This window comes from Sphingobacterium lactis, assembly GCF_011046555.1.
GTDB lineage: Bacteria > Bacteroidota > Bacteroidia > Sphingobacteriales > Sphingobacteriaceae > Sphingobacterium > Sphingobacterium lactis.
This window is the reverse complement of sequence record NZ_CP049246.1, coordinates 2,942,052-2,964,528: the sequence shown is the minus strand read 5'-3', so window position 1 is coordinate 2,964,528 and position 22,477 is coordinate 2,942,052. Positions and strand designations below refer to the sequence as shown.

Genomic DNA, 22,477 nt, shown 5'->3' with positions numbered 1-22,477 from the left:
GGTTATTTTTCTAGTATATCTTTCAAATGGGCCAATCCAGCATCAAAATCAGCGTTCATATCATAGAATAAAGACATCAGATTGAATGGGTAGGGCATTTTTCCTTCCACTTTCCAAATGACTTGGCTGCTGCTATCTGAAAGGGGCAGTACCTCCATGAATGAGGGACTCGCATCCTCGGAACCATTGAAGAAAATATACATATCAATTCTTCCTGCACTGGAGTCTACCTCGGTAATGACTTGCTTGCCATCGCCAACCTTGTCGCTCTTCCAGGTGTAGGTAAAGCCAGGTTGACCATCTGTACCGGTGTACTCACGTTGGATCTGCGGATCCTGGCGGGACCAGTTGTCGTAATTGCCTTGGTTCCTCAGGAGTTTGACATAGTCAAAAACTTCCTTTTTGGGTTTATTGATTACGATTTTACTGCCAGCTTCAAAATCGTTCGGTAATACTGCAGCCGCAATTAATACGAGCACAATGATGCCCAGAATGGTAAATAGAAGGTATTTTAGGGTTCTCATAAAATGATTGGTTTGGTTTGTTTATGTATTATTTCTTGACCAAAGATAACATTTTTTGTAAGGTATTGAGGTTTCTCCCGGTCGCTCGGACCTGCAGTTTTTTTCAATGAAATTGGTGGTCAACTTGGCATTCGCCATGCCTTCGGGCAAATGAAAATATAAAGTACGGCCATCCAGTACATATTCCTCCGGTGCAAGATCAATTTCCTTGAATGCCTTGATTTGGTCTGCTCTTGGATCTCCATCCAAAAAGGTCACAAAAGTTTTATTGCCAGGGAGATCCGAAGAAAAAGGGTTTCCATTAAGCACTACTTCCAGCGATCTGGGCTGAAATACAAAGACATCGACGTCATGACCGAATGCATTCTTAATCAACCTGTGAACAGCTGACTGAAGGGCGGGTCTCGTTTCATCGGTCTCCAGCACGATGTTGCCACTCTGGATATACGTGCGGACCTCCGAATAGGATTCACTCAACTTCTCTTTCAGATCAGCCATTTTGATGATGTTCTTTCCCGAAACATTCACCCCGCGTAAAAAAATAAGATAGGTTTCCATGAGGTCATTAGGCATTTTCCAATTCGGAAATAACTATTTTTTTCATTCCCATCAGGGCCTTTTCCGCATTTTTATTATGCTGAAGCAACTTAGCTATATTATTGGGTACCACTTGCCAGCTAACACCGAATTCGTCCTTACACCAACCGCACTGGCTCTCTGATCCGGTACGGATGATTTTGTCCCAATAATAATCTATTTCTGCTTGGTCCTTACATAATATGGTCAATGAAACCCCTTCTGTAAAGGTAAAATCCATATCTACCCCTGAGTCCATTGCGGCCATGGTGGTGTTATTGGCTTGGAACTGTGCATGCATAACCTGTCCCTTCATCGGGCCGTCCGGATAGTGAACCGCGCCTTGTGCATGGAAATTCTTAAACAGATCGGCGTAAAATGCCAACGCCCGTTCGCAATTCCCCTGTTGCGTATGGGCGAACATCAACGTTGGAATGATAGCTTGTTCATTGACATCGCTTAGTTTTCCCAGATACAATTGCCAACTCACCCCAAATTTATCGGCTATCCAACCGTAATGTGCGGAAAAAGGATATTCCTGCAGGGGCATCAGGACTTTCCCTTCCTCTAAGAAACCGTTCCAGGTCAGGTCTAATGCATCCCTATTCTCGAAGACGATCATAAACGAAATGGACGGATTTGGTTTGAACGCATTGCCACCGTTTATGCCAATGAAATTGACACCTATTAGGGATGCCTCAACGGCAACCCCATTATCTTTGGTAATGGAGCTATCCGGTAAAATATCACAGTAAAAATCCAATGCTTCTTTTGCATTGTTGTCGAACCATAGCGCGGGAATGATCTTATTTTCCATAAGTTTAGCGTTTATCGAATGCTTAAAATGTGTCAATAGCAAAATGTCTTCAATGATTGACATAATCTTTTTATTTAGTCCTTGGATTATGCCATTAATACGTTAGACTGTTTTAACAACAGCACCAACCGGCGTTTTGTTCGCAAGGAGTTGAAGGTTTAACAGTTCTTAAGTTATGGAGCACCATGAGTGGGTTCAACCGAGATGGACCGCAGCAACAAAACCGTACCCGCGGGATCCTGGATCCAGTGGGCATCGGTCGGTAAACGCTCCGGGACCGCTGGAATACGGACTTTATTGGTCCTCAGATAGGGCAATGCCAGCTCCAGCTGATTTGTCTGAATTTCCAAGTACACCGTGCTCGGTTCAGCGGAAGGAACACCGTCCAACCAGAGGACAATGGTACCAAAATTAACTTTAGTAGATCGTTGGATCCATGCGTCCGTAACCGCGACTTCCTCCGTGTCCATCAGGAGGATATCTCGGTAAAAGGATAGCGTATCTTCATACACGTCCACCGGGATTTTGATAGCTATATTCCGGCCGGCTTCAAAAATCAGGTTCTTCATGCACTTATTCGATTAAATTGTAAAACAGCAAGAACAGCAGTGGAAAAGGAACCGCTGCTGCTCATAAAAACTGATCGAGATGAATCGATACGAAAATGATTAGCTCATTTTTTTGTTACCTTCGAAATGGATCATCCAATAAACACCAAATTTATCCTGTAATGAAGCGAATCGTTCTGCGAAGAACGTTTCTTCCAACTGCATTTCGATAACCTTTGCATCTTTTGAAAGCGCTTGGAATAATTCTTCAGCTTCAGCAATATCCTTCGTATCCAGCATGATGTAGGTACCATTTCCTTGGGATAAAGGTTGTCCGAATCCTGGAAGGACATCAGCACCCATCAACATGGTCTCCGGATTGATGTGGATCGCTGTGTGCATTACCTTATCCTTAGCATCCTCCGCTAGGGGGAAATTTGGATCTGCGGGCATATCTCCATAGGTGTGAGTGCCTAAATTTTCAGTTTTAAAAACTGTCTCATAAAATTCGAATGCTTGTCTGCAATCGCCATTGAAGTTTAAATACGCATGTACTCTAGCCATAATCTTTTATTTTTAGTGGTTTAAATTATTTATACAATTTTCGTAAAGGGTTGTGACAACCCTGTGTCAGCTACTTTAAATTGGCGGCTAACGCAGTTGTGGCAATAGGTCCTCCAAATTCTGTAGGCCCATTTCATAGCCCTGAAGAAATCCCATGTCCAGCAATTGCTGCAGGTCTTCCTCTTTTTCGAAGGTACACGTCGATGTTACTAAGGTGCCTTTGTCCTGGCTTCGGAAATCCACTTTCCACGTCGATCTAGGGAGACCTTCCTGGACATTTCCGTCCTTGTCACTGAACCCATCTTCGCCGATATAGAATTCCTGGGGCACAATGGTCTTGTAATCCATAAAGGACCAATGCTCTTCGCCTTCGGGACCCTGCATCGCATAGGTCCAACGGCCGTTTTCCTTGAATTCCTGGGATTTGGTGACACACTTCCATGGCTTTGGTGCCCACCATTGATCTAAAATTTTTGCATCCGTAAATGCCCGCCATGCTGTAGCAACATCTGTATCAAATTGCCGCTCAATGCGAACCTCTTTGCCGTTTATTTCGTGTCTGAATTTTTCTGTGCTTTCCATGATATTTTTATTTAAGTGTATAATGCAAGCGATTGAAATAGCTGATCGCTAGGGATTTCCAATTGCTTATACCAAAGTTAGGAAGGTGCCGGAAAAATCTACTTGCCATAGGACAAGAAAAGAAAAGATTGAAAATATTTGTTGTGGGGTTAAGGGAGGTCGGTGGTGCAAGGGGGACATGCTGGCGCAAGAGTTGTTCGGTTGGCTTTTGGGTGGATCTCTTGTGCCTAGGGATTGGTGGCATGCAGGCGGTGCAGGTGGGACATGCTGGCGCAAGAGTTGTGCGGTTGGCTTGTGGGTGGATCTCTTGTGCCTAGGGATTGGTGGCATGCAGGCGGTGCAGGTGGGACATGCTGGCGCAAGAGTTGTGCGGTTGGCTTGTGGGTGGATCTCTTGTGCCTTGGGATTGGTGGAATGCAGGCGGTGCAGGTGGGACATGCTGGCGCAAGAGTTGTGCGGTTGGCATGTGGGGGGATCTCTTGTGCCTTGGGATTGGTGGAATGCAGGCGGTGCAGGTGGGACATGCTGGCGCAAGAGTTGTGCGGTTGGCTTGTGGGTGGATCTCTTGTGCCTATGGCATGTTTAGACTTTTTTCCAACATGCAACCCCAGAGGGGTTGAACTATTTTAGCACGCCACCCAAGATTAAATTGCCCCAACACCCACATTTTTGGTTTGCTTTAGCAAACCAAAAATGTGGGCGTTGGGGCTTAACGGTGTGTAGCCGTAATGCTAAAATAGTTACACCCCTCCGGGGTTATCTCGTATCCCTGAACATGAGCTAAAATAGTGACACCCCTCCGGGGTTGGCATGTGTGCTAAGACAAGCATTCGTCACATTTGCTGCCGCCATGTGTTTAAAGAAATTGCATGTCGTATCTTTTGTGCCTTCGGCATGTTTTTGGCACAAGTCCGCCACCGCGCAGGCCATCACAAAAGACTTGCGCCAGCATACGAAAAGAGATGCTTAGGGCGGTTTTTTGGGAGGAAATGGGCGCGCAAAGCGCGCCCATTTCCTCCCAAAAAACCGCCCCCCACTAAAGCAAAAACCGCTGGCGCAAGAGTTGTGCGGTTGGCTTGCGGGTTGATCTCTTGTGCCTAAGGCATAAACGTATAGTTACACCCCTCTGGGGTTATTTCGTACCCCTGTACATGAGCTAAAATAATGACACCCCTCCGGGGTTGGCAGGTGCGCTATGACAACTATTCGAAACATTTGCTGCCACAATGTGGCTGAAGGATCCGCAAGTTGCGCAGGCAATCAAAAATCTATTTTTTCGTACTCCGCATGGCTGGTACTTTCTTTATCCGGTTGTCCTGCAGCAGGTTTTCATATTCCTCGGATGCTGCATCGATCAGGCGGATATTGCCTGCTTCGTCATATAATATTCCCCAGCCATAGGACTTGGCGAGGGGGGAAGTACGGAGACAGGGCTGGCCCTTGGAGAAGAATGCTTCCCGAGCCTGTTCGCGATCGCCTTCGGGGATCTCGTTTTTATCAGCGTAGAGTTGAAACAGCAAATCATCGGATTTTACCTGGCCGGGGTTGGCATTTAAGAGGTCAAATTGTCGATTGGCAACCGTTAGTTTATCAAGCTTCACCGGGGGAATTTCAGCTTTAAGGGTCTTACTGTCCTCGGCAATGGTGATTAGCGTGTTAAAATAATTTGTGCTGTGCTGTTTCATAATGTTTAAATCTATAATCGAATGTATTTGTCGGATATAAAGGCGATTGATTCCTTCATGAGGTTCTGTAGAACATCAAGGTTAATATCGGATAATTTATTGACATAGATACAGGCTTTTCCCATTTTATATTTTCCCAAGCCTTCCAACAGGTGCCTGTGTTCATCCGCTCCTGTAAATACATAGAGAGAGAAGGCGGCTTTTCGCGGAGAGAATCCTACCAATGGAGCGACTCCTTCGTGTCCGGTTGGATACTTGTAATGGTATTTCCCGAAGCCAACGATGGTAGGGCCGAACATCTCTGCCTTTTCGCCGGTAGCAGCTTCCATTAACTGCAATAGGACCAGCGAGTCATTCCTTTTCTTTTCCGTTCCTGCATTTTCAATAAATGCGGCTACATCCTCCTTGGTGAATGTCGTTTTTACCTTACCCATCAGTTTTCACAGATTTCCTTTAATTTTCGTAGCGCAGCGGGCCAGGATTCATCGAACATACCAGCTTCTTCCTCGTCGCCGATTTCGACCGAACAGGTAATCTGCGTACCGTCATCCACAGCTTTGAAACGGTAGACCTCCAAGGCATTGCGCCAAGCATCGACCATCGGGCCGTCATAGAGCTCTCCTTCCTTGCTGACAATCCCCATGTGCCGGATGATAACGATATCCCCGGGAATATTGGTTTCAATACGGGAAACCAATCCGCCCAATGCGCCATCTTCATACTGGGAGGTGAAGAAGATTTTGGACCCTTCTTCCCATGAACCACTGAAGTTGGAGGTAGGACTGAACGGTTTTGTCCATTCCTGATAATGTTCTTGATCGAGCATGACCTCATGAACTTTCGCCGGACTGGCCTGAATGTTTTCTGTAAAATAGATTGTTTTCATGTTATTGCATTTTTCCAAAGCCGAAGACTGCGCCAGCAGGGTCCTGAACGATTACATAATTGTAGGTGCCATCCTTCTTCTTGCTTTCGTGAATTAATTTTCCGCCGAGGTCCAAGCTTTTCGCCAAGCTTCCCTCCACATCTTCCACATAGATGTAGGGAATCCAGGTGGCCGGTAGGTTAGCATTTTGGCCTCTGCTGTTGCAAATACCGCCGGCAGGACTTTGGTCATCCATCAGCATGGCATAATCATCGTATCCGCCGTCTTCATCTTTCATGGCAACAGGATATTCCTGCCAGCCGAGAACTGCTTTATAGAATTCCTTTAAGGTCCCTGCCTGGTTGGTGGTTAGGTCGGCCCATACAATCTGGCCGACTTTGTATTTTTTCTCCTCCATGGATCCTTTACTTATTTGGATTCTACATGTTTGCGGAAATTGTCCAGAATGGATTGCCATCCGGAGCGTTGCATTTCAGCGTCATGAGTATCATCCGCGTCAAAAACAATGTTCATGTTGGTTTTACCGGCCTCTTCCTGAAAAGTTATATCCGCCTGACGTTCATCTCCCAATACATACGAGATGCTTTTATTTGGCGTTACTTCCGTATAGGTACCTTCGAAATCAAAGGAGAAACTCCCGTCTTTGGCAGCCATCTTATTCTTGAATTTCCCGCCAACACGGAGATCATTTTCTGAGGATGGACATTCCCAATCATCGGAAGCATGGTTCCACATTTTAATATCTTCAGGGGTATTGTAGGCATCCCAAACTTGCGTTACGGGAGCATTGATCGAGGTGTCGATCTGAATTCTTTTCTTTGTCATAATTCGTGTTTTACTTATCAAATGTAAAGACGTCCAGCGGAAATCCACTTGTCATAGGACAAGAAATTAGCCCATTTGTTTGCTCGCCTGAATCAATCTGTCCACCGCAGCAATAATCTGGTCATAATCCTGCGCATGGAGTTCATGTCCGGTGCCCTCCAGAACGACCAGGTTTTTTGGTTTCAACAGTTGCATTAAGGCAAGAGCATTATGAAAATGACAGATTTTGTCGTCACTGCCATGTATGACCAAAACGGGAGCCTTTATTTTCTGTATTTGGTTGTAGGTGGATTCAGCACCCGATAACTGGGCATGATTGAACTGACTCGGGAAATGGATCGCTCGATGGAATGATTCACGGATATAGCGTTCTGCGCGGTCTTCATCCAATGGTTTATTCCCCGACATTAACCGTGATCCCTTCAGCATATGCTCGACGACCTGTTCTTCATTGTTCCAATTGACCTGCGCACCTGCCGCATGGAATTCCAAAATGGAAGGATCCATTTCGGGTACCGGAATGGGACTGTCTGCCCAAGGCATGGTGGCAAATAGGGTAAGGGATGCTACACGTTCGGGATGGGTAATGGCAGTGATCTGTGCCAGCATGCCTCCGAGGGAAATACCGAGGAGATGGGCCTTTTCTATGCCGTAACTATCCAGTATATGCAGGATGTCCATGCTCAGGTCTTCCAAACCGTAATGGAGCTCACCGGCCGGATAGGTCGTTGACTGTCCGGTATCACGGAAATCATATCGGATAACAAAATATCCTTTTTCGGCCAAGGCCTCACAGAATTCCGCCTCCCAGAACAGCATGGAAACCGTGGCGCCGGCAATCAAAAGGATTTGTGGATCTTCCGGTCTGCCGAAGGATTGCGTGAACAACTGAACCTGTCCAGCCTGTATAATTTTATCTTTCATCTATTGAATTTATTCATTTTATGGGAAGATATTGCTGTTTATCTACATAAAATTAAGCGAAACAGGGTGGCGTGTGTGGTTAATTTCTTCAAAATCAAGCGGAATAAAATTAAAGGAATCGAAACGTTTAAACAAATTACTTCTTAACTTAGATAGGTAACAACTAAACAAACTGCTATGTCAATGGACCCAACGAATCAATATTTAAGTGCACGAGCCTCCATACAAATCCTGAAACCTATAGAAGAGGTTTTTGAAGCGATCGTTGACCCGGAAAAAATGAGCAACTATTTTTTGGAAAGTTCCAGTGGACGGTTGGAAGACGGGGTGACGGTTGCGTGGAAATTTCCGGAATTTGAAGATATCTTCCCTGTAACCGGTAAATTTATCCGCGCATACGATTATATATCCTTTGATTGGAGTGGAGGCGAGGAAGGAATGGTCGTTGAGATCTTCCTGGAAGCTTTCCACCAGAATTTCACTGTCGTGCGCGTGAAGGAAAGTTTTATGCCCAAAGATGATGATGGTATCAAGCAAGCGATTGGTCAGACCGAAGGCTGGGCTAATTTCCTGGCCAGCCTGAAAGCGAGTCTTGAATACGGAATCAATCTGCGAAAAGGAGCGTTCGATTTTATGAAACCTGAATAACTCCTTACCTATGGAAACAACCTTTACGACAATTGATGAATATATTGCGGGCTATGATGGCGAACTTCGCCAACGCTTGGATGAGTTGCGCGAGATCATCCGCAAAGCTGCCCCAAAGGAAGCCAAAGAAACCATCAATTACCGAATGCCAACCTTCCGTTATAACGGTAATCTGATTCATTTTGCCATGTTCAAGCATCATATCGGCGTTTATCCCGGTGTGGAAGCCATCGATAAGTTCGCTCAGGAGTTAAAGGACTACAAAACGTCCAAGGGGGCGGTTCAGCTTCCTCTGGATAAACCCATTCCCAAAAAACTAATTACCGATATGGTCCTGTTCAATGTGGAGATGTTACAGGACAAGAAAAATCCAAGCTGGGAAACCAAATACCCACAATGGGAAGCATGTGAAGAATTTATGGCGCAGCTTATCCTAAAAACAACTTCTCCACTGAAAAAAGAAATAAAATGGGGTGCCAATGTGTACACCTTCTCTGGAAAAAATGTGATCGGGTGGGGTGGTTTCAAAGATTTTTTCAGCCTTTGGTTTTATAACGGTGTCTTTTTAACGGATTCATTGGAGGTATTGATCACTGCTTCTGAAGGGAAAACGAAATCACTCAGGCAGTGGCGCTTCACGGATGTCAAGCAAATGGATGAACAACAGATCCTGAATTACATCGAGGAATCTGTGCAGACGATACGGGACGGTAAGGAAATCAAACCCGAAAAGGCGAGCCCTAAAAAAGTTGAAGGACTGCTGAAGGAGGCGCTGGATAACGATGTCCAATTTGCCCACGCTTTCCAGAAATTAACGCCAGGTAAGCAAAAGGATTATATAGAACATATTGAGGAAGCCAAACAGGAAAAAACCAAGTTGGCTCGAATTGATAAAATAAAGCCCATGATCTTGGAAGGTAAGGGTCTGCATGATAAATATAAGCGCTAATCTACAACAGTATTGGTAAGCATTGGCCCCAAGTGCAATCAATTTGGGGTCTTTCTTTGCTGTTTTCAAAATGAATTATCATCGGAAAGGGTTTGCGATTTTTTTAAAAAATGGGATAGATAGCCTGTAAAATTTTTGTCTTTCGAAGAAAAATGTATATATTTAATCAGCGTGCTGATAAAATCTCCACATCAGCCTAAATTCCCCAATTTTTATCGTATTCATAAATACTTGTTGTCTTTATTGCCAAAAACAAATCCCTGACACGCTCTCAACTTTCCATTTCTTTAAAAGTCCAATGGTTTCTTTAGCAAATTGATTTTCATTTTGATTGGTGAATATTGGCTTACCTGTGCCTGGACCTTGTCTGAGGTGCGTCCGTGGTGCGTGCGGAGTTCTACCGAGGTGAGAGCGTGCCTATAGACACGCTCTCAGTACGCTCTCAGTACGCTCTCACCTCGGACAAGGTCTAGCAGCATTTGCGGAAGTTATTTCTTCCGTATTCCATTGATTATCGTATGAAATGGTGAAATAATGCAAATTTCCTTGGTTTTCTACAAAATTACATTTATGTAAAAAAGCGAGAAAATGTCAACAAAAGGGCTTCTTTTCTGTTCAATAACTAGATACAACCTAGAAAAGCTAAATATGGACAGAAGGAAATTTATCACGAATAGCTTGATGCTATCCGGTGCCCTTGTTACGGCAGGTACCCTGGGTCATGCATCAGCAGAAACACATAACATGCAGAAAAATATGACAGATCAAGGAAAAAAATTCAGACCCTTAACCCTTAGTGGATTTGGTGGTGTTGCGATTGGTAATGGTTTCGCAAAGGATAACAAAGATATACCGAGTTTGGAAGCAATGGATGCAGCCTGGCAGGCGGGAGTACGCTATTATGATACTTCACCATGGTATGGCTTGGGCATCAGTGAGCGCCGAATGGGCCTTTACCTGAAAGATAAAAATAGGGAAGACTATACGATATCCACCAAGATAGGTCGATTGTTGCACCCTGAGGACAACTTCAAAAAGCCAGGTTTGCAATGGGGTGGGCAGATGAATGCGTCCTACACCTACGACTATAGTGCTGCCGGAGCGCGGAAGAGCGTGGAAGATAGCCTGCAACGCTTGGGTATCGGATCGTTGGATATCGTCTTTGTTCATGACCTGTCGCCGGATAACGGCGATATGGGCAAAGAATGGCTCAAATATTTTGAGGAAGCGAAAAATGGTGCGTTCGTGGAATTGACAAAGATGCGTGAAGAGGGGCTCATCAAAGGATGGGGATTGGGTGTCAATACCATTGAGCCGATGCTGAAGGCAATGGAAGTCGCGGATCCGGATATCTTTCTATCTGCCTGTCAATATTCATTGATTGTTCATGAGGACGACCTGAATCAGGTATTTCCGAAGGTGGCCGAAAAGGGGATATCTATTGTGGTAGGGGCACCGTTATGCGCGGGTTTCCTTGCCGGTAAGGGCAGGTATCTTTATGGGAAAACGATTCCTGATTTTGCAGCCGAGAAATTGGTGGCCCTTCGTAAGGTGGCCGACAACCATCAGGTAGATCTGCGGACAGCTGCTTTGCAATTTTCTGCAGCACCCGATGTCGTTTCGGCTGTCATCCCCGGAGCAAGCTCTGCTGAGCAGGCTACAGCCAATGCGGCATCTTTCGAAGCGAAGATTCCTAATGGATTCTGGGAAGAACTGAAAGCAGAAAAATTAATCGCTGCCAATGCTCCCGTTCCAAATGCGTAAATTGCCGTATGGATTATAAGGATAAAATTGGATTTATTGGTCTTGGCAACATGGGGAAACCGATGGCCAAGAACCTGGAGAAGGCAGGAGTGGACCTCTATGTCTATAACAGAACGCCGGAGAAAATGGCAGATTTTGCCGCCAATAGCACACCGTGCAATGATCTTGTGAGTTTGGTGGACCATTCGGATATCATCTTCACCATGTTGAGTAATGATGATGCCGTGCATGCGGTATATGAGTCTATTCTTTCCATGGATATCTCTGGTAAATTATTTGTTGACATGAGTACGGTATCCCAAGAGGCATCTAAGGTGATCTCGACCATGTGTTTGGAGCAAGGCGCTAAATTTGTCGATGCGCCCGTTGCGGGAAGTACCCAGCCGGCCAAGGAAGGGACATTGATCTTTATGGTCGGTGCAGATCAGGAAGATGAACAGCGTATATTGCCCTACTTGCAAATCATGGGGAAGGATGTCAAATACCTGGGGCCGAATGGCAACGGGGTTGCTGCCAAGCTGTGCATCAATTATTACCTTTCCATTCTTTATCAAGGGATGGCGGAAACGGTGCTTTTTGCGGAGAATATGGGCATTTCCAGGAAGGATATGATGGCCATCATCAACGATAGCGCCAGTGGAAGCGGCGCTTCACGTGTGAAAACACCGTTGATCATTGAAGATGAATACCCTGCGGCATTTTCCGTTGATCTGATGTTGAAGGATGTGAAATTAGCACTGGATGCTGGAGCAAATTTTCCCTTTTCGGAAATATTGGTCGACACCTATCAAGGGGCTAAGAATGCTGGATTTGCCAAAGATGATGTCATGAGCATTATTCCTTTTTTAAAAGATAAACAGTAAGCAAATGATATGGATGCACTACGGAAAATTGTAGGATTAACCCTGTTGGGATTTTTGAGCCTCACAACACTACACGCACAGGAGAATCGCCCCGTCTTGGATATACAGCTTTCAAACTACACCTATCCATTCCCCGTGGACAGTTTACTGCTGCCCAACAACCAGGGAAAAGACCTGTACATGTACTACATGGATATTAAACCCAAACAGAATCCCAACGGTGAGGCTGTCCTGCTTCTTCATGGCAAGAATTTTAACGGTGCCTACTGGAAGACCACTGTGGATGCACTGACGGATGCGGGGTATCGGGTGATTGTTCCGGATCAGATTGGTTTCGGGAAATCATCAAAACCTGCGCAATACCAGTTTACTTTCCAGCAGCTGGCCATGAATACGGATGCGCTGCTAAGCCATGTGCAGTTGTCGGAAATTCATGTATTGGGTCATTCCATGGGTGGCATGTTGGCAACCCGCTACGCGCTGATGTACCCCGAGAAGGTAAAAAAGCTCATTTTGGAAAATCCGATTGGACTTGAAGATTGGAAGCTCTATGCCCCTTATCAACCTATTGATAAAAACTATGCCAGCGAATTGAAGGCGGACTATGCTTCTACGAAGAAATACCAAATGGAGTTTTATTATGACAACCAATGGAAGGCGGCATACGATGAATGGGTGTACCTATTAACGGGTTGGGTCAATCATCCGGATTATCCTCGCGTTGCCTGGAATAATGCCCAAACATCGGATATGATCTTCACCCAGCCGGTGCTATACGAATTTGAGCATTTATCCGTTCCCACCTTATTGGTGATCGGGACGCGTGATCGGACTGCCATCGGTAAAGATCGGGTGGCTGATCCGAAAGTTCGCGCAAAGATGGGTCAATATCAGGAGCTGGGTAAAGAAACGCAAAAGAAAATTCCAGGTGCTGCATTGGTGGAATTGGAAAATGTGGGGCACCTCCCACATATCGAAGCATTTGAGCGGTTTATGCCACCAGTATTGGAATTTTTAAAGAAAGAAATGAACTAATTCAAATCAATATGAACGTATCAGGAATACTATTGGCCTTTGCTTTATTTGCTGGATCAACAGCGAGTGGACAAGATTTAAAAGAAGTCCCTTACCAAGAGGGCGACCAGAAATTAAAAGGACTGGTGACATCCAATGCGGGCAGCGACAGGCCTGCCGTCGTGATCTTGCCAGCATGGAAAGGCATCGATCAGGAAGCAAAGGATGCTGCACTGGATCTGGAGAAGCAAGGCTATATTGCTTTTATAGCCGATATCTATGGGGAAGGGAATGTTCCTGCTGATAATGCTGCAGCAGCAAAAGCATCGAGCACCTATAAAAACGACTACAAAGCCTATCAACGTAGGATTCAGGCGGCGCTGGATGAAGTGAAGAAATTAGGGGCAACGAAGGTGGCCGTAATTGGGTATTGCTTTGGTGGAACCGGCGCGTTGGAGGCGGCACGTGGTGGCTTGGATGTGACCGGTGTGGTATGTATCCATGGTGGCCTTGCTAAAGCTGCTGACCGAACGAATTCCCCATTAAAAACCAAAATACTGGTGGAACATCCTGCACAGGACGAAAGTGTGCGACCGGAGCACCTGGAGAGTTTGGTTAAGGAAATGGACGAAGGTAAAGCCGATTGGCAGATTATTACCTATGCCAATGCCAAACATACCTTTACGAATCCGGCATCCGCTGACTACAATCCCACGATGGCCAAGCGCGCTTGGCAACATACCCTTCTTTTCCTCAAGGAAGTATTGCAGTAACGCGAATAGCTTATTGGAAAAGCCGCTTTTGAAAGAAAGTGGCTTTTTTTATTTGTAGAAAGACGGTCTTTCTTTTTTCCTTCTTTTTTTGATTGCGATAAGGTAAAAAATGGAGGTGAAAAGGGCTGCAAAAAATAAGATGTAATCGACAGATAATTGATAGGCATTCTTCGAAATGAAGACTGTTGTCCCTAATGAAAACATAAAAGTCATACTGGTTAGAAAAATAGCTTTCATATAATTTGATTTGGTTAGTCTATTTCTTTATGGTTAAAATTAATAATTTACACCATTTTATTGACATCTTGAAGTTATAAACTTTTGACAATAAATATCTTAATAGGAATAAAAATTTGCTATCGGTTTTGGTTAAGGTTGTGTAATATTTTTGTTAATTACATTATTTTTAAGAAATTCACGTTTGAACATGCAAAATTTCTGTTTTTGCGGATTTCATTGGGATATTATGAAAAAATGAAAAGTATTTTTGCCTGCTTGAAAATTGGCTAATATTAAAATACTTTTAAAAACCATTTGGTCTAAGGATACTTTTCTCTATATTAGGATAACTAAACATAAATCTATATAAACTTAAACGCCTAAATTCAATGTTTAAAAGCCACCATCTTTTCAAAGGAAAGAGTGGGACGAGCATGCTTCGGCTGGGGGGATTCTGTCTTTTGTGCAGTATCGCCGCCTCGCAGACATACGCCCATTCTGCAGTACATGCACATGAAGCTGCATCGTATTGGCAAAATCAAATTACTGTTCGGGGTTCTGTAAAGGATGTCGCCTCAGGTCAGCCAATTGCTGGGGTAACCGTTACGGTTAAGGGGACCACTCAAGCCACCACAACCGATGAACAGGGTAATTTCGAATTGCAGAACGTACCTGGTTCTGCGACCTTAGTGTTTACTTCTGTCGGTTTACAGGCCAAGGAAGTTGCTGTTTCCAACCAAACCAGTATCCAAGTCGATATGATGACTTCCGAGGACAACATCGATGAAGTAGTCGTGGTAGGTTATGGTACGCAGAAGAAAGCGACCGTCACGGGAGCCGTAGCAGCCGTAAAAGGGGATGAATTGAAGAAATCTCCTGCCATCAACCTTTCCAATGCCATGGCTGGTCGGGTTCCCGGTGTCGTTGCCACCAATGGCAGTGGAGAACCGGGCTACGATGGTTCCGGTTTACGGATTCGGGGTACCAATACGCTGGGCGATTCCGGACCATTGATCGTAATCGATGGTATACCTGCACGTGCAGGTGGATTGGACCGATTGAATCCTGCAGATATCGAAAACATTTCCGTTTTGAAGGATGCTTCCGCTGCCATTTATGGTGCGCGTGCAGCAAACGGTGTGGTCCTTGTCACCACAAAACGTGGAAAGACAGGAAAGCCGCTTTTGTCCTATACCTTTAACCAAGGTTTTTCGCAACCTACCGTTATTCCGAAATTAGCCAATGCTTCCCAATATGCGGAAATGCGTAATGAATTGCAGATTTTTACCCTCAATCCGGATGAATGGAAACCTGCCTTGGACGCATTTAACACGACAGGCATTTACAAGAAAAAAGATGGCGAAAATCTGGAGGCCTTTTTCGACCTCGAAGATAGGCGCTTATTTGCCGATGGGTCTGATCCTTGGGGCCACCCTAATACCGACTGGTATGCCGATGCGTTGAAGACCTGGTCGCCGCAACAGAAACACAACCTGCAATTGGATGGTGGTTCGGAAGACTTTAAGTACCTCTTGTCCATTGGACATCAGGATCAGGACGGTTATTACAAGAATTCCGCTACAGGCTATAAACAATACGATATTCGCGTGAATCTGGATGCGAATATCAATAAATATGTAAAGACGCAATTCGGGATCTTGGGTAGACAAGAGAACCGGAATTTCCCGACGAAGGGAGCGGGAACGATATTCAGGATGTTGATGCGCGGTAACCCTACCATGCCGGCTTACTGGCCGAATGGCATGCCAGGACCCGATATCGAAAATGGAGAAAATCCAGTCGTTATTGCCACAAACGCAACGGGCTATAACCGCGACAAACGCTATTATTTCCAAACCAATGGGCAGGTAGAAATCCAGATCCCAGGTGTGGAAGGATTGAAAGTGACCGGTAATGCTGCAGTTGACAAATATGTTCGGAATAGTAAATTATGGGAGATTCCTTGGTACCTGTACACTTGGCAGAATAACGCCATGGAAGATGATGGCGTTACGCCAAAGTTAACCGCTGGTCGACGCGGACCAGCAGATCCTCGTTTGACACAGAGCAACGAAGACCAAATGAATATCCTGATGGGTGCCATTGCTTCCTACGACAAGGTGTTTGGAGACCATACCATCAACATATTGGCCGGGGTGAACCGTGAAACGATACGCAACGATAATTTCTCCGCCTTCCGGAGGTATTTCATATCTACGGAAATCGATTACCTATTTGCCGGTGGTGATGCGGAAAAGAATGCGGATGGTTCAGCGTGGGAGCGTGCTCGCCTAAACTATTTCGGCCGGGCAAATTACAACTACAAGAATAAGTACATCGCAGAATTGCTGTGGCGATACGATGGTTCTTATATGTTCCCGGAGAATAGCCGCTATGGTTTCTTCCCTGGTGCGATGTTGGGCTGGGTCGTGTCCGAGGAGAACTTCTGGAAAGAAAGTGTACCGTTCGTGAATTACTTCAAGATCCGTGCTTCCTACGGACAGATGGGAAATGACAATGTGTACTATGATGGGGCACTACAGGAATACCAATACTTCTCGACCTATGGTTTCGGAACCTACATCATCAATGATGAAATGGTGAAATCCCTTTACGAAAGAAGAGTGCCGAATATGTTCATTACCTGGGAGGTCGCCAATAATTACAACTTAGGTTTCGACTTCCAGTTTATGGGCGGAAAGATGAATGCGGAGATCGATGTATTCAAGAACTCGCGGGAGAGTATCCTTTGGCGCCGTGACGCTTCCGTGCCGCAGAGTACAGGGATGACGCTTCCTTCCGAGAACATAGGTAAAGTGGACAACTCCGGATTTGACTTTAATGTGGGCTATCGGGAGACTTTCGGTGAATTGGGATTCAGTGCTTCCGTGAATGGTGGTTACGCCAAGAACAAGATTGTTTTCTGGGATGAGGCACCTGGAGCACCGGAATACCAAAAGAGTACCGGCAGACCGATTAATGCAGGTTTGTATTACATATACGACGGTGTATTCCGTGATCAGGCAGAGATTGATGCAAATACCATCAATTACGATGACATCACGTCTCAATTGAAACCTGGGGACATGAAATACCAGGATTACGATGGTGATGGTAAGATTACGCCGAATGACCGCGTGCGTCGGGACAAAAACTCAGTACCTACCTTCCAGGGCGGTCTGAACTTGGGATTCACCTATAAAGGTTTTGATCTTTCCGTTCTCTTCCAGGGAGCGACCGGTGGGGAAGTCCGTATCGGTACGGATGAATCCGGTTCCATCGGTAACTTCTTATTGGACTTCTATGAGGACCGTTGGACCATTGACAACCCGAGCTCGGAACACCCACGGATCACGGACCGGAGTAACCAGTATTATTCCTATAACAATACCTATTGGTTGAAGAACACAAATTATATCCGTTTGAAAACGTTGGAATTGGGCTATAACTTCAATAGCGATTGGACCAAGAAAGTAGGGATCAGCAGTGCACGCCTCTTCGTGAGCGGGCAGAATCTCTTAACGTTCAGTAAGATGAAAGTTTTCGATCCGGAAGGGACGAATGCACTAGGGCATTACTATCCACAGGCGCGATTGCTGAATACAGGTTTAATGGTCTCATTTTAATACGGAAAATCATGAAAAATAAGTTCAAAATACAATATATATCCCTTGCATTATTGGGATTGGTGGCTTCCTGTAATGATGACTTTGTGAATACACAACCATTAAATGAGGCACCTAAAGAATTGGTATGGTCTGATCCTGCTTTGGCGCAGGCCTTTATTTACGAAATCTACAATGGATTTGGGGTAGGCGGTTTTTACGAACAGCAGATGGCTTCGATGACAGATGAGGCGTTCTTTACGCATCCGGGGCGCGGCATCAACACCGTTACGGAAAGCCGTTCGAATGCAGCTGATCAAGGGTATATTATGGATACCTACAGCTATGGGAATATGTACAGTCGCATTCGCGCAACCAATACCGCCATTGCGGAACTGCGAGATCCAAACTTTGGCGATAAACAGAAAGCAGATGAACTCTTGGGCGAAGCCTATTTTCTTCGGGCTTACTTTTATCAAAATTTGGTCCGCATGTTCGGTGCCGTTCCGATGGTTACCCGAGTGTACGAATTAGGCGAACCGGACTACATGCTGGAGCGTTCCACCTATGATGAGTGCATCAAGCAGATCGTAAGTGATTGTGATTCGGCGGCAACCTTGTTATCCACTGTTTCAAAAGTGGATGGTAGAGCCAACGAAGTGGCTGCGCTGGCCTTGAAGGCGCGGGTACTGACCTATGCCGCAAGTGATCTGCACGATATGCCGACGGCGAAGGGGAAATCATCCCTGATCAGTGGGTATAAATCACCGCAATTTTTGGGGTATGTGTCAGGTGACAGACGTGCGCGCTGGCAAGCAGCGAAAGATGCTGCCAAGAAAGTTTTGGACCATGGAGAATATGCCTATAAATTAGATCTTACGGCACCGGCTACACCAGAAGAAGGTCGTGCAAACTACCATGATATTGCCATGGGCGGCGGGTCTAAAGTTGCCAATACAGATGGTAAGAAGGATTTGATCCTTGGTCGATTCTTTATCGACTTGAAGGATGAGCGTGGGGGATGGGTAGGCCGTGACAATGGTCCCAATGGTTACCACAACTGGTCCGGAAATTCACCGATCCAGCTGTTGGTGGATGACTATGAAAAAATCGATGGCACCAAGTTCAACTGGACCAATGCCGCCGATAAGGCGAGCCCGTATACGGATCGGGACCCACGGTTCTATGCAACGATTAGTCATGACGGTTCCGGTTGGAAACCAAGAACGGATGATGTGAAATCCCGTGACCCAGCAAACCAGATTCAAACCGGACGCTATGAGGTGTTGGATGATAAAGGTGCGAAAGTAATCGTATTTGGTCTGGACACCCGTAATAGTGTTATTGAAGACTGGAACGGATCCTATACAGGATACTATTACCGCAAATTCGTGGATTCCGATCCGGCCATTACCGATCAGAATACCCGTCAACGCATTCCTTGGCCGATATTGCGTTACACCGAAGCGATCTTAAACTATGCTGAAGCTTGTATTGAACTGGGTGAAGATGCGGAAGCAAAAACCTGGTTGAATAAAATTCGTTTCCGTTCGGGTATGCCGGCCATTACAGAGACCGGCGCAGCGCTGAAAGACAGATACCGCAATGAGCGTCGCATTGAGTTGGCTTATGAAGAACACCGCTTTTTCGATGCGCGTAGATGGATGATCGCACCGACAACCTTAGGTAGAAAAGTGACTTTGATTAATATTTTCGGTCAGTTAAAGCCTGGTAAAAATGTTAAATTGTATCAATACAGTTTGGACAATTATACCTATACCTATTCTGTGGGCACGTTGAATCCGGGTATTGAAAACAGAAGCTGGAACGATAAGATGTATTTCACTTCTTTCCATAGGGATGAAATCAATAGAAATACCAAATTGGAACAAAATCCAGGTTACGAATAGTAATGGACAATCGGAATTCTTTTCCGATTGAAGTGAATAAAAAACTGTAGTCCCGCCTGTGCATATTGCCAGTGCGGGACTCTTTTTTTTATGTATGGAGAACGAACATGATATTCATTTTGGTTACCTATAGGTCAATAAATTTTCCTTTTATTTCGCTGTGACACTGTATTATTCGTTTTACATACATCCTTCTCCATCTTCCTCATTCCTGATATTGTGTAATATTTTACTAAATTGAATTTCAATATTAACTTAATGTAAAGTAACGGTATCCTATACCACATATAGTCTATGGATAGTAGAAGAGATTTTCTCAAAAAAGCCTCCATGTTAGCAGGAGCGACAGCAGCCATTCATGTGATGCCAGCCTCCATTCAGCGGGCTTTGGCAATTGAAGCAAAAGCGGGATCAACCTACCTTGATGCCGAGCATATCGTTTTTCTGATGCAGGAAAATCGATCGTTTGACCACTGCTTTGGTACCCTGAAAGGTGTTCGTGGATTTAATGATCCTCGTGTAATGCGGCAACCCAATGGTCTCCCGGTTTGGTACCAATCGAATGGCAATAAGCAGATACATCCACCATTTCATCTCGATATCGTGAATACCAAGGCCACCTGGATGGGTGATCTCCCACACAGTTGGCATAATATGCTTGCAGCCCGAAATGAGGGGAAAATGGACAACTGGCTGGAAGCGAAGAAACCCGGTAACGAGGCCTATAAGCACATCCCATTAACCATGGGCTATTATGAAAGAAAGGATATCCCATTTTATTATGCTTTTGCGGACGCCTTTACCGTCTGTGATCAGCATTTTTGTTCATCCTTAACCGGCACGAGCGCAAACCGATCGTACTTCTGGTCCGGTACGGTCCGGGAAGAAGCCCATAATCCGGAATCTACTGCCCATGTCGACAATTACCAGATCAATTATAAGGATGTGTCCTGGAAAACCTATCCGGAACGTCTGGAAGAAGCTGGTGTTTCATGGAAAGTGTACCAGAATGAGCTGAGCCTGCCCGTTGGATTTGAAGGCGAGGAAGAAAGTTGGCTAGCCAATTTTACCGACAATAATTTGGAATTCCATAAACAGTATCAGGTGAAATTCCACCCGGCCTACCATGCATTTGCGAAGCGGAGAGTGAAAGAAATTGAGCACCTGTTAACGGTTGCTAAATTTGCCAATCAAGAAGCCTACGAAAAAGTGGTGAAAGAATTGGAAGGCTATCGCAGCGATGTAGCAGCATATAGCCCGGAAAATTTCGCCAAGCTTTCAAAACAGCAGCAAGCCATCCATAGAAAAGCTTTTACCACGAACGTACATGATCCAGCGTACCATGCGCTAACCTCAATTACTTATACGGAAAATGGGGAACAGAAGACCGTTCAGGTTCCGCAGGGTGATGTCTTCCATCAATTCCGAGAAGATGTCAAACAGGGACAATTACCGACGGTCTCTTGGTTGGTTGCACCATCGCGCTTTTCGGACCATCCGGGATCACCATGGTACGGGGCTTGGTATGTATCCGAGACTTTGGATATCCTAACGGCAAATCCAGAGGTTTGGAAAAAGACCATCTTTATCCTGACCTATGATGAAAACGACGGTTATTTCGACCATGTCTCCCCATTTGTGCCACCATTGAGTTCCGATCCCCATTCCGGAGCACTGCCCAAAGGATTGGATACCGTAGCGGAATATGTCACACAGGATCAGGAGCGGAAGCGTATCAATAAAGAAATCGACTTCCCTAATAGTCCGATTGGATTGGGCTATCGGGTTCCCATGGTCGTGGCCTCCCCATGGACAAAAGGGGGCTGGGTGAACTCAGAAGTATTTGACCTGACCTCGAACCTGCAATTTCTGGAACATTTCCTGCAGAAGAAATACAAGAAAAAAGTTAGGGAAGAAAATATAACCCCGTGGCGCCGGTTGGTCTGCGGAGACCTGACATCGGTCTTTAGGCCGGTTCCGGATAGCCAAAGACCAAAAATTGACTTTGTGGACCGTGACCAATATGTGGAACGTATTTATACCGCTAAAAACAAAGCATTGCCAGCGGGTTACGAAACATTGGACGAAAGGACGCTGACGCTATGGAAAGAAGATCTGCTGCGACCTACTGGACTTAACCTGCAAGAGCCAGGAACAAAACCTGCCTGTGCTATCCCGTACAACATGGATGTAAATCTTGTCATTGACCAGGAAAAGGGAATCGTACAGATGCAATTTGAAGTTGAGGGCGTATTCCGTAAATCGACCAAGGACCATGCTGCACCTTTTCAGGTTATGAGTTTGGTGTCCTATGGTGCGTGGGAACCGGGGAAGGTGTGGAGCTTTACGGCCAAGGAAAATGAACTCCTGACCTACAACTGGAAAATTGCAGATTTTCCGGATAGAAAATTCAGCTTTACCGTGCATGGTCCGAATGGTTTTTACAGACTTTTTAAAGGTTCACTGCAATCAAAACCATACCCTATAAAAGTCAAGGTTGCTGATTTTCGAAAAGGATTTCAGGTGATGGCCAATACTGCTGGAGAAAGGTTGGTTGTCGCTGATGTTTCCTATGGTTTGGCAGCGCAGAACGTTCCTGAAGGTTCCGGCAAATTGCAATGGAACCTGGAATCGTCCGATGGTTGGTATGACTTTGCTATCCAACATCCGAATGATCCTGAATTCCTTTTCCGATTTGCAGGGCACCAAGAAGATGGTAAACCCAGTACGACCGATCCATTGATGGGAAAGAATAGCTAAGATATCTAAGATAGCTAAGATATAATGAGGAGCGCCCTTTC

At 45.3% G+C, this 22,477-nt stretch carries 21 protein-coding genes; 9 read left to right on the top strand and 12 right to left on the bottom strand.

Going from position 1 to position 22,477, the window contains the following annotated elements:
* Positions 1-2 precede the first annotated feature (2 nt).
* The 12 genes from G6N79_RS12985 to G6N79_RS12930 form a co-directional block, all read right to left on the bottom strand.
* Positions 3-524, bottom strand: coding sequence for an SRPBCC family protein (locus G6N79_RS12985; RefSeq protein ID WP_103905328.1), 522 nt, complete (start codon positions 522-524; stop codon positions 3-5).
* Positions 525-545: 21 nt separating this feature from the next.
* Positions 546-1,082 carry a DUF1697 domain-containing protein gene (locus G6N79_RS12980; protein WP_160003636.1) on the bottom strand — a complete coding sequence of 179 codons (537 nt, stop codon included), beginning with the start codon at positions 1,080-1,082 and terminating at the stop codon, positions 546-548.
* Between the two features lie 7 nt (positions 1,083-1,089).
* Positions 1,090-1,917 carry a VOC family protein gene (locus tag G6N79_RS12975; protein ID WP_160003638.1) on the bottom strand — a complete coding sequence of 276 codons (828 nt, stop codon included), beginning with the start codon at positions 1,915-1,917 and terminating at the stop codon, positions 1,090-1,092.
* Between the two features lie 173 nt (positions 1,918-2,090).
* A complete protein-coding gene (locus G6N79_RS12970; protein WP_103905331.1) occupies positions 2,091-2,486 on the bottom strand; it encodes a hypothetical protein in 396 nt (131 codons plus the stop codon).
* A gap of 99 nt (positions 2,487-2,585) precedes the next feature.
* Positions 2,586-3,029 carry a VOC family protein gene (locus G6N79_RS12965; protein ID WP_103905332.1) on the bottom strand — a complete coding sequence of 148 codons (444 nt, stop codon included), beginning with the start codon at positions 3,027-3,029 and terminating at the stop codon, positions 2,586-2,588.
* 87 nt (positions 3,030-3,116) lie between these two features.
* A complete protein-coding gene (locus G6N79_RS12960) occupies positions 3,117-3,611 on the bottom strand; it encodes an SRPBCC family protein (protein ID WP_103905333.1) in 495 nt (164 codons plus the stop codon).
* Positions 3,612-4,879: 1,268 nt separating this feature from the next.
* Positions 4,880-5,296: a DUF6157 family protein gene (locus G6N79_RS12955; RefSeq protein WP_103905335.1), complete on the bottom strand. Its 417-nt coding sequence runs from the start codon at positions 5,294-5,296 to the stop codon at positions 4,880-4,882.
* A gap of 11 nt (positions 5,297-5,307) precedes the next feature.
* Entirely contained in the window at positions 5,308-5,730 is a 423-nt protein-coding gene (locus tag G6N79_RS12950; protein ID WP_103905336.1) for a DUF1801 domain-containing protein, read from the bottom strand.
* Entirely contained in the window at positions 5,730-6,182 is a 453-nt protein-coding gene (locus G6N79_RS12945) for an SRPBCC family protein (RefSeq protein ID WP_103905337.1), read from the bottom strand. The genes G6N79_RS12950 and G6N79_RS12945 overlap by 1 nt, the downstream gene beginning before the upstream one ends.
* Position 6,183: 1 nt before the next feature.
* Positions 6,184-6,579, bottom strand: coding sequence for a VOC family protein (locus tag G6N79_RS12940; RefSeq protein WP_103905338.1), 396 nt, complete (start codon positions 6,577-6,579; stop codon positions 6,184-6,186).
* Positions 6,580-6,590: 11 nt separating this feature from the next.
* Positions 6,591-7,007 carry an SRPBCC family protein gene (locus G6N79_RS12935; RefSeq protein WP_103905339.1) on the bottom strand — a complete coding sequence of 139 codons (417 nt, stop codon included), beginning with the start codon at positions 7,005-7,007 and terminating at the stop codon, positions 6,591-6,593.
* Between the two features lie 66 nt (positions 7,008-7,073).
* A complete protein-coding gene (locus tag G6N79_RS12930) occupies positions 7,074-7,931 on the bottom strand; it encodes an alpha/beta fold hydrolase (protein ID WP_103905340.1) in 858 nt (285 codons plus the stop codon).
* A 183-nt stretch (positions 7,932-8,114) separates the two neighbouring features.
* Between G6N79_RS12930 and G6N79_RS12925 the strand changes: the two genes are divergently transcribed.
* From G6N79_RS12925 to G6N79_RS12885, 9 genes are all read left to right on the top strand, one after another.
* Complete coding sequence (locus G6N79_RS12925; protein ID WP_164527215.1) at positions 8,115-8,579, top strand: SRPBCC domain-containing protein; 465 nt, start codon at positions 8,115-8,117, stop codon at positions 8,577-8,579.
* A 10-nt stretch (positions 8,580-8,589) separates the two neighbouring features.
* The gene (locus tag G6N79_RS12920; protein WP_103905342.1) at positions 8,590-9,528 is read left to right on the top strand and encodes a DUF1801 domain-containing protein; all 939 of its coding nucleotides are present in this window, start codon (positions 8,590-8,592) and stop codon (positions 9,526-9,528) included.
* 648 nt (positions 9,529-10,176) lie between these two features.
* Positions 10,177-11,292, top strand: a complete 1,116-nt coding sequence (locus G6N79_RS12915) for an aldo/keto reductase (protein WP_200818757.1) — start codon at positions 10,177-10,179, stop codon at positions 11,290-11,292.
* A gap of 8 nt (positions 11,293-11,300) precedes the next feature.
* Positions 11,301-12,155, top strand: coding sequence for an NAD(P)-dependent oxidoreductase (locus G6N79_RS12910; protein ID WP_103905343.1), 855 nt, complete (start codon positions 11,301-11,303; stop codon positions 12,153-12,155).
* 9 nt (positions 12,156-12,164) lie between these two features.
* A complete protein-coding gene (locus tag G6N79_RS12905; RefSeq protein WP_103905344.1) occupies positions 12,165-13,190 on the top strand; it encodes an alpha/beta fold hydrolase in 1,026 nt (341 codons plus the stop codon).
* An 11-nt stretch (positions 13,191-13,201) separates the two neighbouring features.
* Entirely contained in the window at positions 13,202-13,942 is a 741-nt protein-coding gene (locus G6N79_RS12900) for a dienelactone hydrolase family protein (RefSeq protein WP_103905345.1), read from the top strand.
* A gap of 608 nt (positions 13,943-14,550) precedes the next feature.
* Positions 14,551-17,787, top strand: a complete 3,237-nt coding sequence (locus G6N79_RS12895) for a SusC/RagA family TonB-linked outer membrane protein (RefSeq protein WP_234993156.1) — start codon at positions 14,551-14,553, stop codon at positions 17,785-17,787.
* Positions 17,788-17,798: 11 nt separating this feature from the next.
* A complete protein-coding gene (locus G6N79_RS12890; RefSeq protein ID WP_103905347.1) occupies positions 17,799-19,676 on the top strand; it encodes a RagB/SusD family nutrient uptake outer membrane protein in 1,878 nt (625 codons plus the stop codon).
* Positions 19,677-19,970: 294 nt separating this feature from the next.
* Positions 19,971-22,436: a phosphocholine-specific phospholipase C gene (locus tag G6N79_RS12885; RefSeq protein WP_103905348.1), complete on the top strand. Its 2,466-nt coding sequence runs from the start codon at positions 19,971-19,973 to the stop codon at positions 22,434-22,436.
* Positions 22,437-22,477: the final 41 nt, after the last annotated feature.

Bases quoted from the DNA above. Each gene is read 5' to 3' on its own strand.
- G6N79_RS12980 (WP_160003636.1), bottom strand. From the start codon at position 1,082: ATGGAAACCTATCTTATTTTTTTACGCGGGGTGAATGTTTCGGGAAAG.
- G6N79_RS12960 (WP_103905333.1), bottom strand. From the start codon at position 3,611: ATGGAAAGCACAGAAAAATTCAGACACGAAATAAACGGCAAAGAGGTT.
- G6N79_RS12900 (WP_103905345.1), top strand. From the start codon at position 13,202: ATGAACGTATCAGGAATACTATTGGCCTTTGCTTTATTTGCTGGATCA.
- G6N79_RS12890 (WP_103905347.1), top strand. From the start codon at position 17,799: ATGAAAAATAAGTTCAAAATACAATATATATCCCTTGCATTATTGGGA.
- G6N79_RS12955 (WP_103905335.1), bottom strand. From the start codon at position 5,296: ATGAAACAGCACAGCACAAATTATTTTAACACGCTAATCACCATTGCC.
- G6N79_RS12905 (WP_103905344.1), top strand. From the start codon at position 12,165: ATGGATGCACTACGGAAAATTGTAGGATTAACCCTGTTGGGATTTTTG.
- G6N79_RS12895 (WP_234993156.1), top strand. From the start codon at position 14,551: ATGTTTAAAAGCCACCATCTTTTCAAAGGAAAGAGTGGGACGAGCATG.
- G6N79_RS12985 (WP_103905328.1), bottom strand. From the start codon at position 524: ATGAGAACCCTAAAATACCTTCTATTTACCATTCTGGGCATCATTGTG.
- G6N79_RS12950 (WP_103905336.1), bottom strand. From the start codon at position 5,730: ATGGGTAAGGTAAAAACGACATTCACCAAGGAGGATGTAGCCGCATTT.
- G6N79_RS12930 (WP_103905340.1), bottom strand. From the start codon at position 7,931: ATGAAAGATAAAATTATACAGGCTGGACAGGTTCAGTTGTTCACGCAA.
- G6N79_RS12970 (WP_103905331.1), bottom strand. From the start codon at position 2,486: ATGAAGAACCTGATTTTTGAAGCCGGCCGGAATATAGCTATCAAAATC.
- G6N79_RS12940 (WP_103905338.1), bottom strand. From the start codon at position 6,579: ATGGAGGAGAAAAAATACAAAGTCGGCCAGATTGTATGGGCCGACCTA.
- G6N79_RS12915 (WP_200818757.1), top strand. From the start codon at position 10,177: ATGGACAGAAGGAAATTTATCACGAATAGCTTGATGCTATCCGGTGCC.
- G6N79_RS12975 (WP_160003638.1), bottom strand. From the start codon at position 1,917: ATGGAAAATAAGATCATTCCCGCGCTATGGTTCGACAACAATGCAAAA.
- G6N79_RS12925 (WP_164527215.1), top strand. From the start codon at position 8,115: ATGGACCCAACGAATCAATATTTAAGTGCACGAGCCTCCATACAAATC.
- G6N79_RS12885 (WP_103905348.1), top strand. From the start codon at position 19,971: ATGGATAGTAGAAGAGATTTTCTCAAAAAAGCCTCCATGTTAGCAGGA.
- G6N79_RS12920 (WP_103905342.1), top strand. From the start codon at position 8,590: ATGGAAACAACCTTTACGACAATTGATGAATATATTGCGGGCTATGAT.
- G6N79_RS12935 (WP_103905339.1), bottom strand. From the start codon at position 7,007: ATGACAAAGAAAAGAATTCAGATCGACACCTCGATCAATGCTCCCGTA.
- G6N79_RS12910 (WP_103905343.1), top strand. From the start codon at position 11,301: ATGGATTATAAGGATAAAATTGGATTTATTGGTCTTGGCAACATGGGG.
- G6N79_RS12965 (WP_103905332.1), bottom strand. From the start codon at position 3,029: ATGGCTAGAGTACATGCGTATTTAAACTTCAATGGCGATTGCAGACAA.
- G6N79_RS12945 (WP_103905337.1), bottom strand. From the start codon at position 6,182: ATGAAAACAATCTATTTTACAGAAAACATTCAGGCCAGTCCGGCGAAA.